The 14,570-nt window shown below is 69.5% G+C and carries 12 protein-coding genes and 1 tRNA gene; 7 read left to right on the top strand and 6 right to left on the bottom strand.

Features of this window, described 5'->3' with window-relative positions:
- Positions 1-5 precede the first annotated feature (5 nt).
- The 5 genes from IH26_RS0112370 to IH26_RS0112350 all read right to left on the bottom strand — a co-directional run bounded on the left by IH26_RS0112370 (position 6) and on the right by IH26_RS0112350 (position 3,571).
- Positions 6-1,238 (bottom strand): type II toxin-antitoxin system HipA family toxin, encoded by a 1,233-nt coding sequence (locus tag IH26_RS0112370; RefSeq protein WP_030436308.1) that lies wholly within the window; start codon positions 1,236-1,238, stop codon positions 6-8.
- Positions 1,235-1,531, bottom strand: a complete 297-nt coding sequence (locus tag IH26_RS64205) for a helix-turn-helix domain-containing protein (RefSeq protein WP_030436307.1) — start codon at positions 1,529-1,531, stop codon at positions 1,235-1,237. Before IH26_RS64205 ends, IH26_RS0112370 begins: the two co-directional genes overlap by 4 nt.
- Before the next feature lie 429 nt (positions 1,532-1,960).
- A tRNA-Arg gene (locus IH26_RS0112360) sits at positions 1,961-2,035 on the bottom strand.
- A gap of 49 nt (positions 2,036-2,084) precedes the next feature.
- Entirely contained in the window at positions 2,085-2,756 is a 672-nt protein-coding gene (locus tag IH26_RS0112355; RefSeq protein ID WP_030436306.1) for a DUF305 domain-containing protein, read from the bottom strand.
- Positions 2,756-3,571 (bottom strand): DUF3105 domain-containing protein, encoded by an 816-nt coding sequence (locus tag IH26_RS0112350; RefSeq protein ID WP_030436305.1) that lies wholly within the window; start codon positions 3,569-3,571, stop codon positions 2,756-2,758. The genes IH26_RS0112355 and IH26_RS0112350 overlap by 1 nt, the downstream gene beginning before the upstream one ends.
- 85 nt (positions 3,572-3,656) lie before the next feature.
- Between IH26_RS0112350 and argS the strand changes: the two genes are divergently transcribed.
- The 5 genes from argS to thrC are packed head-to-tail and all read left to right on the top strand — an operon-like array spanning position 3,657 to position 9,438.
- On the top strand, positions 3,657-5,321 hold the full coding sequence (argS, locus tag IH26_RS0112345) for an arginine--tRNA ligase (RefSeq protein WP_030436304.1): 1,665 nt from the start codon (positions 3,657-3,659) through the stop codon (positions 5,319-5,321).
- 3 nt (positions 5,322-5,324) lie between these two features.
- Positions 5,325-6,710 (top strand): diaminopimelate decarboxylase, encoded by a 1,386-nt coding sequence (gene lysA / locus IH26_RS0112340; RefSeq protein WP_030436303.1) that lies wholly within the window; start codon positions 5,325-5,327, stop codon positions 6,708-6,710.
- Between the two features lie 14 nt (positions 6,711-6,724).
- Positions 6,725-8,002: a homoserine dehydrogenase gene (locus IH26_RS0112335; protein WP_030436302.1), complete on the top strand. Its 1,278-nt coding sequence runs from the start codon at positions 6,725-6,727 to the stop codon at positions 8,000-8,002.
- A gap of 3 nt (positions 8,003-8,005) precedes the next feature.
- A complete protein-coding gene (locus IH26_RS0112330) occupies positions 8,006-8,377 on the top strand; it encodes a VOC family protein (RefSeq protein ID WP_030436301.1) in 372 nt (123 codons plus the stop codon).
- A gap of 11 nt (positions 8,378-8,388) precedes the next feature.
- The gene (gene thrC / locus IH26_RS0112325) at positions 8,389-9,438 is read left to right on the top strand and encodes a threonine synthase (protein WP_030436300.1); all 1,050 of its coding nucleotides are present in this window, start codon (positions 8,389-8,391) and stop codon (positions 9,436-9,438) included.
- Here thrC and IH26_RS0112320 read toward each other — a convergent pair.
- Positions 9,424-9,870 carry a MarR family winged helix-turn-helix transcriptional regulator gene (locus tag IH26_RS0112320; RefSeq protein WP_030436299.1) on the bottom strand — a complete coding sequence of 149 codons (447 nt, stop codon included), beginning with the start codon at positions 9,868-9,870 and terminating at the stop codon, positions 9,424-9,426. The two genes, thrC and IH26_RS0112320, sit on opposite strands and share 15 nt — an antisense overlap.
- Positions 9,871-9,991: 121 nt before the next feature.
- Between IH26_RS0112320 and IH26_RS0112315 the strand changes: the two genes are divergently transcribed.
- Together IH26_RS0112315 and IH26_RS0112310 are read left to right on the top strand one after the other, a co-directional pair.
- Positions 9,992-13,264: an efflux RND transporter permease subunit gene (locus tag IH26_RS0112315; RefSeq protein WP_030436298.1), complete on the top strand. Its 3,273-nt coding sequence runs from the start codon at positions 9,992-9,994 to the stop codon at positions 13,262-13,264.
- Positions 13,265-13,334: 70 nt separating this feature from the next.
- Positions 13,335-14,552, top strand: a complete 1,218-nt coding sequence (locus tag IH26_RS0112310; RefSeq protein WP_030436297.1) for an MFS transporter — start codon at positions 13,335-13,337, stop codon at positions 14,550-14,552.
- Positions 14,553-14,570 lie beyond the last annotated feature (18 nt).

Here is a 14,570-nt window from a genome sequence, read left to right as displayed (position 1 = left end):
AGGGATCAGCTGCGGCGTACGGCGTTGATGGTGTGGTTCAGCGTCGGAGCGAAACGGGTTATCTCCGCCTGGTTGATCCCGTTGCGGCGCGCGACCGACTCCCAGCCCTCGGCGGCTTCCGCTACTTCTCGGAGGACGGCGCGCGCCTGGTTGTCGGTCAGGCCGAAACTCTCCGCGTACAGGAGGAGCGCGTTGACCTCGTCGACCGGCCGGGTTGCCCCGCCGACGGTGGTTACGCGCTCGGCCGCGAGTTCCGGGTTCGGGTTGACGTCGAAGGCGGGCGCCAATCTCCAGCCGGAACCGTGACGCAAGAATCCGTGGTTCCGAAGGTGGTCGTCAGTGTTGTGAATGGCGATGGAGAACGCGATCCGTCTCCACAGCTGGCGGAGGTCGGCGACGGCTGCCGAGCTGTTCTCAGGGAGCACCTCGGCGATCTCGGTGTAGTCACGGGACTGCCCGTCCTGGGCCTCCAGCAGCGTCATCGCACTGATGTATCCGACGCGGCGGGCACCCTCTCGATCGAATCGGTCGAGCAGGAGCACGGGGCTGCCGTCGACGCCGACCAAGCGCCGTCCTGGGACGGGGATCCCCGCGGATTCCGCCAGATCAAGGGCGGTCTTCTCCCATGCGATGACGCTCCAAGCGTCGCCGTGGTGGGGGAATTTCGCGATCAGGAGGCGTTCGTCGTCGCGTACTGACGCTTTGGGGCGGGCTCCGCCGAGCGAACCCGTACCGGCATCCAGTAGCGTTTTGATGGCATCCAAATTGTCGGGATCGTCGTGGGCGACGGTGTTGGCGGCATGGAGCAGCGCGGGAAGGGCGATGAGCTTCGGTACGTCCGGCGCGGGGTGCTGGAACACGTCGTCGGCATCTGTCTTGAAGCGCAGCGCCCCCTGTCGGGTCTCATCACTTACTCCGAGCAGGTAGTCCCGGTCGTCCAGGGCCGGCGCGACCCGGCCTTCGGCGACTGCCTCGGCCCGCAGGCGCTTGGCGATCAGATTTCGGCCCCAGCGGTCGGGTGCCGCGTCGCTGAAAGCGCCGGGGAGTCCTTGCGGTAGCGGCCAGGATCCCGTTGTGAGGCGGAGGGCAGGGTCGATGGCGTACGCGCCAGGCAGCGCTATGTAGTCGCGATCGTAGGAAAAAGTCGCGGTCAGCCGGCCCCGGCGAAGACTGAAGTAGGCCTCCCCGGTAGCAATGGTTCGGCCTCCGATCTCGGTATAGGCGCGGACTCGGCTCACTGGCGTACCCGCCTAGGCAATGCCTCGTCGGCGCGGGCGCGCCCGAGATCGGTCTCATATGGATCCGTCGCTGCCACCAAGGCGTCCAACACGCCCAGGGCCCGGGCGACGCTCAGGAAGGCCCGCAAGCCGACACCGGTATCTCCGGTTTCGATCCGCCGCAGCGTGGTCCGCGATATCCCGGCCCGCTCAGACACCTGTTCAGCGGTGAGCCCCTGCAGCTTCCGCCAAGCCACGAACTGCTCCCCGATACTCCGGGCAGCTCCGCTCACCCGAGCAGAGGGCCGAGGCATGACCGCCTCCTCTAAGTTACGGTCAGGATACTAACCACTATACAACTTAAAGACCAGCATCGTGACCATTAAGTCGCAACGCCTGACCGCCACAAGACCAGCGCTGACGACGCACCGACCCCCATCCAGCCAGGCCCGGCAACATCCATTGAGCCTCGCGCACCCACCGGAGCCGCCACCCGGTCATACCTGGGCGCCAGCATGCACCACGACGGCGTGAGCTTTCCGCGAACAGGTATCCCGCGCGGTCTTACGTGGGGGTCTGGGGGCTCGGCCCCCAGGTCAGCATGCACCACGACGGCGTGAGCTTTCCGCGAACAGGTACCCCGCGCGGTCTTACGTGGGGGTCTGGGGGCTCGGCCCCCAGGTCAGCATGCACCACGACCAGGCGAGGCGAGACGAAGTCGAGCCGAGCACAAACCCCCTGAGTGGTGCCCCCGGCAGGATTCGAACCTGCGCTTTCGCCTCCGGAGGGCGACGCTCTATCCCCTGAGCTACGGGGGCTCAGTGGTTCAGAAGCCTAGCAGGGACCTCTGAACCACCGCCAACGGGGTTACTGCTTGCCCTGGATCTTCTTGAGCAGGTTGTCGATCACGGTGATCTCGCCCTGCTGGGAGGTGACCATCGTGCCGGCCAGCCACTTCACGTCGCTGTTGTGGGAGAGCTTCACGGCTTCCTGGGCCATGTGGATGCCGCCCAGGTGGTGCTGGCGCATCAGCGTGAGGTACTCCACGTTCAGCTCTTTGCCGGTGGCGTTGCGCAGGTCGGCCAGCTGCTCGGGGGTCGCCATGCCGGGCATCAGGCCGTTGACGACCGAGCCGGCCGAGTCGGGCATCCAGGCCATCGGCTGCTGGGTGCTGGTCAGGCTGAGGTGCCAGTCGCGCAGCCAGGCCTGCATGTAGCCGATCTGGCCGTGCTGGGTGAGGGCGATGTCGGAGGCCAGGTAGACGATTTCGGGATCGTCGGACTTCTGGTGGACGATCATCGACATCTCGACCGCCTGGGCGTGGTGGACCGCCATGTCGCGCAGGAAGCCGGCCTCCACCGAGTTGTCGCCGGGCGTGCTGAGGCGGGGTGCCACGAAGCCGATGCCGAAGCCGAGCAGGGTGCCGACGAGCAGCGCGGCGATCACCAGGAGCCAGTTGCGGCGGCCGCGGGCCGGGGCCGGGACGTCCTCGGGGTCGGCGGCCTCGGCCGCCGTCCCCGCGTCGGTGGAGGTGGTCATCACTTGCCGTTGTTCATGCTCGTGCCGTTGGCAGCGGCGGTCACCGGGCCGGTCGTGGTGTTGCCGCCGGAGCAGGAGACGCCGGGCTCCATGGCCGCGACGACCCGCGTGTCCTTGATGAACTGGTCGATCCGCGGGTCGTTCACGTCGTCGACCTTGAGCTGGTAGCCCCAGACCTGGACCGAGACGTTCTTGTCGAGGCCGGCGTACGGCGACATGAGCGTGTAGTCCTTGCCCTGCACCTTCTTCGCGAGGACGGCGACCTGGTCGGCGGGCAGGCCCTGCTTGTACGTGACCCAGACCGCGCCGTGCTCGAGGCTGTGCACGGCGTGCTCGTTGGCGATCGGCGCGTCGTACACATCGCCGTTGCAGTTCTGCGGTGTGGGGTTGTGCGCGCCGCCGACCGGCGGGCTGGTCACGTAACTCAGCGTGCCGTCCTTGTGGCTGCGGTCGTCGATCTGCGCGTTCTTCTGCGCGCGGTAGTTGACCACGCCCTTGATGTCGGCGACCTTGTCCTCCCAGCTGCGGGAGCCCTGGACGACGCTGTAGACGCCGAAGCCGATGATGGCCAGGGCGACCAGCGCGACGGCGCCGATCACGAGCATCGGGCCCATGCTGCGGCCGCCGCTCACCTTGACCGGCGCGACCGGCTTCTTGCCCTTGCCGCCGCCGGCCTTTTTCGCGGGCGGGCCGGCCTTCTTCGCGGCGGCGACGGTCTTCTTCGCCCCACCGGTGGGCGGCTTGCCCTGACCGGTGGTCTTGCCGACCTTGACAGAGGACGGGACCCGCTCGGGACCCGGCGTACTCATGCTCATCGTGCCTCGTCGATTCGTTGTCAGCGGAAGGGCGGGGCTCGGGTGGCCGCCGAGTGCGAAAGTCTACCCCCGATAGCATGGTTGGGTGACTCCCGCCAACCTTGCTGCCACCGTTCTCTCAGCTGCTCGTGCCGTGTTCGAGACGCGCGGCCTCGACGTCTCCACGCTGCCGGAGACGACGACCATGGAGCGACCGCGCAATCCTGAGCACGGCGACTACGCCTCCACGCTCGCCCTGCAGCTGGGCAAGAAGGCCGGGGTGGCGCCGCGTGAGCTGGCCGCGGCGCTGGCCGAGGAGCTCACCCAGCAGCCGGGGATCAAGACGGTCGACGTGGCCGGCCCCGGCTTCCTGAACATCCGGGTGGACGCCGCCGCGGTGGGCACGCTGGCCCGCGACATCGTGCTCGCCGGTGCGAATTACGGACATTCGGAAACGCTGGCCGGGGAGCGGATCAACCTGGAGTTCGTCTCGGCCAACCCGACCGGGCCCGTACACATCGGTGGGGTGCGGTGGGCCGCGGTGGGTGACGCGCTCTCCCGCCTCCTGCGCGCCGCGGGCGCGCAGGTCGGCACCGAGTACTACTTCAACGACGCCGGGTCGCAGATCGATCGCTTCGCGAGTTCCCTGTACGCGAGCGCCAAGGGCGAGGCCGCCCCCGCGGACGGCTACGGCGGCGCCTACATCGCCGAGATCGCCACCGCGGTCCGGGCCGAGGCGCCGGCGGTGCTGGAGCTGGGCGAGGCCGAGGCGCTCGAGGTGTTCCGCCGGGTCGGGGTCGACCTGATGTTCGCCGAGATCCGCCAGTCGCTGACCCAGTTCGGCGTCACCTTCGACGTCTACTTCAACGAGAAGGACCTGCACGACCGGGGCGAGCTGCAGGAGGCGCTGGACCGGCTGCGCGCCCAGGGGCACATCTACGAGGCGGACGGCGCCACCTGGCTGCGGACCACCGAGTTCGGTGACGACAAGGACCGGGTGCTGCGCAAGTCGGATGGCGACTGGACGTATTTCGCCGCCGATTGCGCCTACTACCTGGACAAGCGCAAGCGCGGCTTCGAGCGCATCGTGATCATGCTGGGCGCCGACCACCACGGGTACATCGGCCGGATGAAGGCGATGGTGGCCTGCTTCGGCGACAACCCGGAAACGAACCTCGAGATCCTCATCGGCCAGCTGGTGAACCTGGTGCGGGACGGCCAGCCGGTGCGGATGAGCAAGCGGGCCGGCACCGTGGTGACGCTGGAGGACGTGGTGGACGCGATCGGCGTCGACGCGACCCGCTACCAGCTGGCCCGGTTCTCCTCCGACTCGCCGATCAACCTGGACGTCGAGGAGCTCACCCGGGCGAGCAACGACAACCCGGTCTACTACGTGCAGTACGTCGCCGCCCGTACGGCGAACGTGGCCCGCAACGCCGCCGAGGTCGGCCTGGCCCGGGGCGACGCCGCCGGGTTCCACCCCGAGCTGCTCACTCACGAGAAGGAGAACGAGCTGCTCAAGACCCTGGGGGAGTACCCGGCCGTGGTGGCCCGCTCGGCCGAGCTGCGCGAGCCGCACCACGTCGCGCGGTACCTGGAGGAGGTCGCCGGCACGTACCACCGGTTCTACGACAAGTGCCGGGTGCTGCCGCTGGGCGACGAGCCGGTGACGGATCTGCAGCGCGCGCGGCTCTGGCTGAACGACGCCACCCGTACGGTGATCGCTAACGGGTTGGGCCTGCTCGGGGTCTCGGCCCCCGAAAGGATGTAGGGCATGCGAGCTCATGAGGCCGGGGCGCTGCACGGCGACCTCGGCTACCGGGGGCCGGCCTGGTTGCGTACGCCCGAGGACGTCAACGCCCTGGTGCCGCAGCTCTGGCCACGCACCGTGAGCCGTACGGACGCCGGGTCCTTGCAGGTCGGCGGTGTGAGCGTGGCCGACCTCGCGGCCGAGCACGGCACCCCCGCCTACCTGCTGGACGAGGCCGACCTGCGCGCCCGGTGCCGGGAGTTCGCCGCGGCCTTCGGCGACGCCGACGTCTACTACGCGGGCAAGTCGTTCCTGTGCAAGGCGGTCGTGCGGATCATCGAGGAGGAGGGCCTGTTCCTCGACGTCTGCTCGGGCGGCGAGCTCGCGGTGGCGCTGAAAGCCGGCTTCCCGCCCGAAAAGATCGGCTTCCACGGCAACAACAAGTCAGTGTCCGAATTGTCCCGCGCACTCGAAGCGGGCGTCGGCCGCATCATCGTCGACTCCTTCGACGAAATAAGCCGTTTGTCGGATTTGTCGGAAAAATTGGGCAAGAGGGCCGGCGTTCTCCTCCGGGTCACGGTAGGTGTCGAGGCTCACACCCACGAGTTCATCGCCACGGCTCACGAGGATCAGAAGTTCGGCTTCTCGCTGGCCGGCGGGGCGGCCTTCGCGGCGGCCGTCAAGATCCTCGACGAGGGCATCCTCGACCTGCGCGGGCTCCACTCCCACATCGGGTCGCAGATCTTCGACACCTCCGGCTTCGAGGTGGCCGCCCGCCGCGTCCTGGAGTTGCAGGCCCAGATCCGCGACGCCCGCGGCGTGGAACTCGAGGAGCTCGACCTCGGCGGCGGCTTCGGCATCGCGTACACCACGCAGGATGATCCCTCCACCGCGGGTGACCTGGCCAAACGCATCAACAAGATCGTTGAGGGCGAGTGCGAGCTGGCCAACCTCCGCAAGCCGCGGCTCTCCGTCGAGCCGGGCCGGGCGATCGTCGGGCCGGCCGTCTTCACGCTGTACGAGGTCGGCACGGTCAAGGACGTCGACGGCATCCGCACGTACGTGAGCGTGGACGGCGGGATGAGCGACAACATCCGCACCGCGCTCTACGACGCCTCCTACTCGGCGACGGTGGCCGGCCGGGCCAGCACCGCCGAGCCGATGCTGGCCCGCGTCGTGGGAAAGCATTGTGAAAGCGGGGACATCGTCGTGAAGGATGAATTCCTGCCCGCGGACGTGCAGCCCGGAGATCTTCTCGCCGTGCCGGGCACCGGCGCCTATTGCCGGAGCATGGCCAGCAACTACAACCACGTACCTCGGCCGCCGGTGGTCGCGGTGCGCGACGGCGCCTCGCGCGTGATCGTGCGCCGCGAGACCGAGGACGACCTGCTCGCATTGGATGTTGGATGAGCGTGAGTAAACCGATCCGCCTGGCCCTCCTTGGCTGCGGCACCGTCGGCTCGGAAGTGGTCCGCCTGCTGCATCACCAGGCCGACGACCTGACCGCCCGGATTGGCGCCCCGCTGGAGATCGTCGGCATCGCGGTTCGGCGGATCGGCCGCGAGCGTGGCGATCTTCCGGTCGACGACGGCTTGTTCACCACCGACGCGCTCGGCTTGGTCAAGCGGGACGACGTGGACGTGGTCGTCGAGGTGGTCGGCGGCATCGAGCCGGCCCGCACCTGGCTGGTCGAGGCCCTGCGCGGGGGCAAGAGCGTGATCACGGCCAACAAGGCGCTGCTCGCCGAGGACGGCGCCACCCTGCACGACGCGGCCGCCGAGGGCGGCGCCGACCTCTACTACGAGGCCTCGGTGGCCGGCGCCATCCCGCTGCTGCGCCCGCTGCGCGAGTCGCTGCACGGCGACAACGTCACCCGGGTCACCGGCATCGTGAACGGCACCACCAACTTCATCCTCTCGTCGATGGACGCCACCGGGGCCGGCTTCAGCGAGGCGTTGGAGGAGGCCACCGAGCTGGGGTACGCGGAGGCCGACCCGACCGCCGACGTGGAGGGCTTCGACGCCGCGGCCAAGGCGGCCATCCTCGCCTCGCTGGCGTTCCACACCCGGGTCACCGCGGCCGACGTGTTCCGCGAGGGCATGACCGGGGTGACCGCCGGCGACATGGCCAGCGCCCGCGAGATGGGCTGCACGATCAAGCTGCTCTGTATCGCGGAAAGAAATGAGGACTCCGTCAGCGTGCGGGTCCATCCGGCGATGATCCCGCGGACGCACCCCCTGGCCAGCGTGGGCGACGCGTTCAACGCGGTCTTCGTCGAGGCCGAGGCGGCCGGGCAGCTCATGTTCTACGGCCGAGGCGCGGGCGGCACGCCGACCGCGAGCGCGGTGCTCGGCGACGTCGTGGCGGCGGCCCGCAACCGCCTTTCCGGCACCCGCGCGCCGAGCGAGAGCAATTACGCCCACCTGCCGGTCCGCCCGATCGGCGCGGCCGTCACGAGATACCACATCAACCTCGATGTGGACGACAAGCCGGGCGTGCTGGCCGCGGTCGCCGGCGTCTTCGCGAAGCACGAGGTGTCGATCGCGACCGTCCGCCAGTCGGGCCGCGAGGAGGACGCGAAACTCGTCATCGTGACCCACGTCGCGCCCGACGCGAACCTGGCCGCTACCGTCGACGCGTTGTCGCAACTGGAGATCGTCCGGTCCATCGCGAGTGTGCTGCGCGTCGAGGGAGGGGTCTGAGCCGTGCTCGACCACGTGGGGTTCCAATGTGCCGACCTGGCCGCCAGTGCGGCCTTCTACGACGCGGTGCTCGCCCCGCTGGGCGGCAGCCGGCTGATGGACTTCAAGGTCGCCATCGGGTACGGCACGGGCGACCACGCCGACTTCTGGATCGGCGAGCTGAACGAGGGCGACGGCTTCCGTGAGTCGCACATCGCGTTCGCCGCCTCTTCGCGCGCCGCGGTCGACGAGTTCTTCGCGGCCGCCGTGGCGAACGGCGCCGAGGTGCTGCACGAGCCGCGGATCCACGAGGAGTACCACCAGCACTACTACGGGGCCTTCGTCCGCGACCCGGACGGCAACAATGTCGAGGCTGTCAGCCACCGTCCTGAGTAAGGAGTAAGGCCATGTATCGGGGACTCATCGAGCGTTATCGGGACCGGCTGCCGGTCACCGACGCCACCCCGGTGGTCACGCTGCACGAGGGCAACACGCCGCTCGTGCCCGCGCCGGTGCTGTCCCAGCGGGTCGGCGCCGACGTCTACCTCAAGGTCGAGGGCGCGAACCCGACCGGCTCGTTCAAGGACCGCGGCATGACGATGGCCGTCTCCAAGGCGGTCGAGGACGGCTCGAAGGCGATCATCTGCGCCTCCACCGGCAACACCAGCGCCTCCGCCGCGGCGTACGCCGCCCGGGCCGGCCTGACCTGCGCGGTGCTCGTCCCGCAGGGCAAGATCGCGCTGGGCAAGCTGGCCCAGGCGCTCGTGCACGGCGCCAAGCTGCTCCAGGTCAACGGCAACTTCGACGACTGCCTCGCGCTCGCCGCCAAGCTCTCCCAGGACTTCCCGGTCTCGCTGGTCAACTCGGTGAACATCTTCCGCCTGCACGGGCAGAAGACCGCGTCCTTCGAGATCGTCGAGGCGCTCGGCGACGCCCCCGACATCCACTGCCTCCCGGTCGGCAACGCCGGCAACATCTCGGCCTACTGGATGGGCTACCTCGAGGACAGCGCGGCCGGCAACGCCACCAAGCTGCCGAAGATGTACGGCTTCCAGGCCTCCGGCGCCGCCCCGATCGTGACCGGCCAGGTGGTTCCCGAACCGTCGACGATCGCCACCGCCATCCGGATCGGCAACCCGGCCAGCTGGACCAAGGCGCTGGACGCCCGGGACGCGTCCGGCGGCCTGATCGAGGCGGTCACCGACCGGGAGATCCTCTCGGCTTACCGGCTGCTGGCCCGCGAGGTCGGCGTCTTCGTCGAGCTGGCCAGCGCGGCGAGCGTGGCCGGACTACTGCAGCAGGCGCAGGCGGGCAAGGTGCCGGCCGGCTCGACCGTGGTGTGCACGGTGACCGGGCACGGCCTCAAGGACCCGGAATGGGCGATCTCGACCGCGCCGTCCCCCACCACGATCAAGAACGACGTGCTGATCGCCGCCCGGGAGCTAGGTCTCGCCTAGTTCCTCGGCTGCTTTCACCATCAACAGAGATGCGCGCGCCACCACGTCGAGGTCCTCGTCTGAGAGGCGGCTGAGGAGCGCGCGCATCTTTGCCTGACCGGCGTTGAAGATGCTTCCGATGAGCTCGGCGCCCTTTCTCGAGAGCCCGATCCGGCGGACGCGCCGGTCGTGCAGGTCTTCGCTGCGGACGACCAGGTCCTGCTGCACGAGTCGATCGATCATGCCGCTGAGCGCCGCGAGCCCGACGCCGAGCAGCCGCGCCAGTTCGCCGCCCGATACATTGCCGTTCCGGGCGAGCAGCATGAGGATCTTGAATTGCGACAGCGTCAGATGAGACGAGAAGAGCGGGTCGGAGCGGTCGTACCCGAACATCTGCTGGAGCCGTTCCTGGGCGCCCATAATGTCCGCGATGAGCTCTTCGTTCCGGGTCAACGCCAACCCTTCGTCGTGACGCGCTGATGGCCGGACCGTATCAAAACACCCCGGCGAAAAACCACTTGTTCGCGTCAGGCAAACTATTCGTGCAGGCCGAACTTTTACGGGGGGAGCGCCCATGTCATTCCTGACCCGGCTCAGTCTCGCCAACCGGGGTCTCGTCGCCCTGATCGCCCTGGTGATCACCGGCTTCGGGATCTTCGCCATCCCATCGCTGAAACAGCAGCTGTTCCCGTCGATCGAGTTCCCGGCGGCGTTCGTCGGCGCGACCCTGCCCGGCGCCAGCCCCGAGCTCATCCAGGCCCAGATCACCGAGCCGATCGAAAACGCGGTCAAGGGCGTCGACGGCGTCGAGAGCGTCACCTCGACCACCTCGGAGGGCTCCGCCACGGTCACCGTGTCGTTCGACTACGGCACCGACCTCGACCAGGCGGTCAACCAGTTGACCACCGCCGTCAACCGGATCCAGCCGACCCTCCCGCAGAACGTCGAGCCGCAGATCATCGCGGGCAGCACCGACGACATCCCGGCGATCGTGCTGGCCGCGTCCGGCGGCACCGACGAGAGCGACCTGCTCGCCAAGCTCAACCAGACCGTGGTGCCCGAGCTCAACGGGATCACCGGCGTCCGCGACACCCAGGTGACCGGCGCCCGCGCCAAGCAGGTCGTGATCACGCCGGACTTCGCGAAGCTCGCCGCGGCCGGCGTCAACCCGCAGTCGATCGCCACCGTGCTGCAGGCCAACGGTGTGTCGGTGCCGGCCGGCGCGGTCACCGACGGGGACAAGTCGCTCAGCGTCCAGGTCGGCACCCCGATCACCTCGGTCGACGACCTCGCGCGCCTCTACCTCACCGGGCGCAAGGGGCCGGTCAAGCTCGGCGACGTCGCCGCGGTGGAGAGCAAGCTGCCGGCGGCGACCTCGTACACCCGGACCGACGGGGTGGACAGCCTCGGCATCCAGGTCACCGCGAAGCCGACCGGCAACCCCGTACAGATCTCGAAGGACGTTCGCGACAAGCTCGCCAAGCTGCAGCAGGACAGCGGCGCCAAGCTGACCGTCGTCACCGACCAGGCGCCCTACGTCCAGCGGTCGATCAAGAGCCTGACCACCGAGGGCCTGCTCGGCCTGGTGATGGCCGTGATCGTCATCCTGGTCTTCCTGCTCTCGGTCCGCTCGACGCTGGTCACCGCGGTCTCCATCCCGCTGTCGGTGCTGATCGCGCTGATCGCGCTGTGGATCGGCGACTACACGCTGAACCTGCTGACCCTGGGCGCGCTGACCATCGCCATCGGCCGGGTCGTCGACGACTCGATCGTCGTGCTGGAAAACATCAAGAGACATTTGGAGTACGGCGAGGAGAAGGGGCACGCGATCGTCACCGCGGTCCGGGAGGTGGCCGGCGCGGTCACCGCCTCGACGCTCACCACGGTCGCGGTGTTCCTCCCGATCGCCCTCGTCGGCGGCCTGATCGGGCAGATCTTCTCGTCCTTCGCGATCACCGTGACGGTCGCCCTGCTGGCGTCGCTGTTCGTGGCGCTCACCGTGGTGCCGGTGCTGGCGTACTGGTTCCTCAAGCCGCCTCCGCCCGGCAGCGGCGCCGAGGCCATCCGCCGCCAGGCGGAGGAGAAGGAGCTGCGCAGCCCGCTGCAACGCGCCTACCTCCCGGTGATCCGGTTCGCCACCCGGCGGCGCCTGACCACGCTGGTGATCGGTGTCCTCGTGCTCATCGTCACGGTCGGCCTCGGCACCCAGCTCAAGACCAACTTCCTCGACCAGTCGGGGCAGGACTCGATCCGGTTCAACCAGGCGCTGCCGGTCGGCACCAGCCTGGCGGCCACCGACACCGCGGCCAAGCAGGTCGAGGCGGTGCTCGACGCCGACAAGGACGTGAAGACCTACCAGGTCACGGTCGGCAACGGCACCTTCAACCCGTTCGTCGGCAGTTCCGGCGCCAGCCAGGCCAGCTTCCAGGTCGGCCTCGGCGAGAAGGCGGACGCCGAGGTGGTCACCGATCGCCTGCGCGCCAAGTTCGCCGGGATGAGCGGCATCGGCGAGGTCACCTTCGGCGACAACAACTCCGGCCTCGGCGGCAGTGAGCTCTCGGTCGACGTGCGGGCCGCCGACCAGGAGGTGCTGCAGCAGGCCACCCAGCAGGTGCAGCAGGCGATGGCCGCGACCAAGGGCGTCGCCGACGTGACCACCACACTGGCGGCCAGCGTCCCGCGCCTCGACGTCCAGGTGAAGCGGGACGTCGCGGCCCAGTACGGGCTGACCGAGGCGCAGATCGCGCAGACCGTGGCCGGCGCCTTCCGGTCCGCCCCGGCCGGCCAGATCACGGTCGACGGCGCCGGCGAGAACGTGGTGGTGTCGTACGGCGTGGCGCCGGCCGACCCGACCGCGCTCCAGGCCCTGCCGATCACCACCGCCAGCGGCGTGATCCGGCTCGACCGGGTGGCCGACGTCAACCAGGTGGCCGGCCCGGAGAAGGTCACCCGAGTGGATGGCAACCGCAGCGCCACGGTCAAGGGCACCGCGACCGGCTCGGATGTCGGCGCCGCGACCGCCGAGCTGAAGACCAAGCTGTCGGCGCTCACCCTGCCGGCCGGCGCGTCGTACTCGCTCGGCGGCGTGAGCCAGGACCAGGCGGACGCGTTCAAGCAGCTGGGCCTGGCCGTGCTGGCCGCCATCGCGATCGTCTTCATCATCATGGTGGCGACCTTCCGCAGCCTGATCCAGCCGGTCATCCTGCTGGTCTCGATCCCGTTCGCGGCGACCGGCGCGATCGTGCTGCTGCTGGTCACCGGCACCGCGCTCGGCGTGCCCTCGCTGATCGGCGTGCTGATGCTCGTCGGCATCGTGGTCACCAACGCGATCGTGCTGATGGATCTGATCAACCACTACCGGGCGCAGGGCATGGGCGTGCAGGAGGCGGTGATCGAGGGCGGCCGGCACCGGCTGCGGCCGATCCTGATGACCGCGATCGCGACCATCTTCGCGCTGCTGCCGATGGCGCTCGGCCTCACCGGCGAGGGCGGCTTCATCTCCCAGCCACTGGCCATTGTGGTCATCGGCGGCCTGGTCAGCTCCACGCTGCTGACCCTGGTGCTGGTGCCGACCCTCTACACGATGGTCGAGAACCGGAAGGAGAAGCGGCGGGCCAAGCGGGCCGCGCGGCGGGCGGCCAAGGGCCTGCCGATCGAGATGCCCCGGCACGCGGCCGACGAGCCGGGCGCGGATGTTCTGGCGGGTGTGGCGCCCGACTCCAGCGGCGGCGCGCACGAGGCGCCCGCCCAGCCCACCTCCGCTCAGCCGAGCGGGGCGCTGCGGGGCTACACCGACCAGTTCGAGGTGTTGAAGGTCACAAAGCGGCGGCCCAACGAGGCGAAGTGATCGACGCCGAGGCCGGCCCACCCGGGCCGGCCTCGGCCCTTGGCTCAGGGTCTGTCCTAAATTCCTTGCTGTGCCAGCCTCCTTCGCGGTCGTCGGCCGCAACCGGGACTTCCGTCGCCTGTTCGCGGCCGAGCTGGTCGTCTTCGGGGCCGACTGGTTCGTCATGGTGCCGCTGCTGGTGCTGCTGCCGAAGCTGACCCACAGCGGCGCCTGGGGCGGGCTGGTGCTGGCCGCCGACACCGGGATCAACACGCTGCTGCTGCCGTTCACCGGGACGATCGCGGACCGCTTCGACCGCCGCAGGATCCTGGTGACAGCCAACGTCTGCGCGTTCCTGGCGGCGCTGCTGTTGTTCGCCGTCCGCTCGGCGGCGACCGCGCCACTCGCCCTGCTCGCCATCGGCGCGATGGCGGTGGCCAAGGCCTTCTACACGCCGGCCGCCTCGGCCGCGCTGCCCAACGTCGTCGACGAGGCCGACCTGCCGGCCGCCAACGCCATCTCCGGCTCGGCCTGGGGCACCATGACGATCGTCGGGGCCTCGCTGGGCGGCGTGGTGGGCGAGCTCGCCGGGCCGTACTGGAGCTTCGCGGTCACCGCCACCCTGCTGCTGGCCGCCGCGGCGCTCAACGGCTCGGTCCGCCGCCCGCTGCAGGCCGCCCGGGCCGACGGCGAGGTGACCGCGCAGACCTGGCACGCGCTGCTCGAGGCGCTGCGCTACATCGGCGCCCGGCCGCGGATCCGCGCGCTGGTCACGGTCAAATCGGCGGCCGGCCTCGGCAACGGCGTGCTGATCGTGTTCCCGCTGCTCGCCCAGTCGTACGGCGTCGGCGCGTTCGGCGCCGGCCTGCTCTTCGCGGTCCGCGGCTTCGGCGCGCTGGTCGGCCCGTTCGCGTTGCGCCCGGTGCTGAGCCACCGCGGCTGGCTGCTGCCCAGCCTGGCGCTGTCGATGGGGCTGTACGGCGCCGGCTACCTGGCGATCTCGGTCACGCCGTGGTTCTGGCTGATGCTCGTGCTGGTCTTCGTCGCGCACTTCGCCGGCGGCACCAACTGGACGCTCTCCAACTACGCCCTGCAGGGCGAGGTGCCCGACCAGCTGCGCGGCCGGGTCTTCGCCACCGACCTGATGCTGGCCACCCTGGCCATCACGGTCAGCCAACTGGTGGCCAGCGCCGTCGTCGACCGGGTGGACCACCGGGCGATCCTGGCCGGCTGCGGGCTGGTCACCCTCATCTACGCGATCGGCTGGCGCGTCGCCACCCGCAAGCTGGCCCTAAGGCCTGCTCCATGACTGAGGCTCCCGCCCCAG

Origin of the sequence: Actinoplanes subtropicus, from assembly GCF_000721705.1 — a bacterium.
GTDB lineage: Bacteria > Actinomycetota > Actinomycetes > Mycobacteriales > Micromonosporaceae > Actinoplanes > Actinoplanes subtropicus.
The sequence above is the reverse complement of the archived record's forward strand: the minus strand, read 5'-3'. Positions and strand labels throughout refer to the sequence as shown.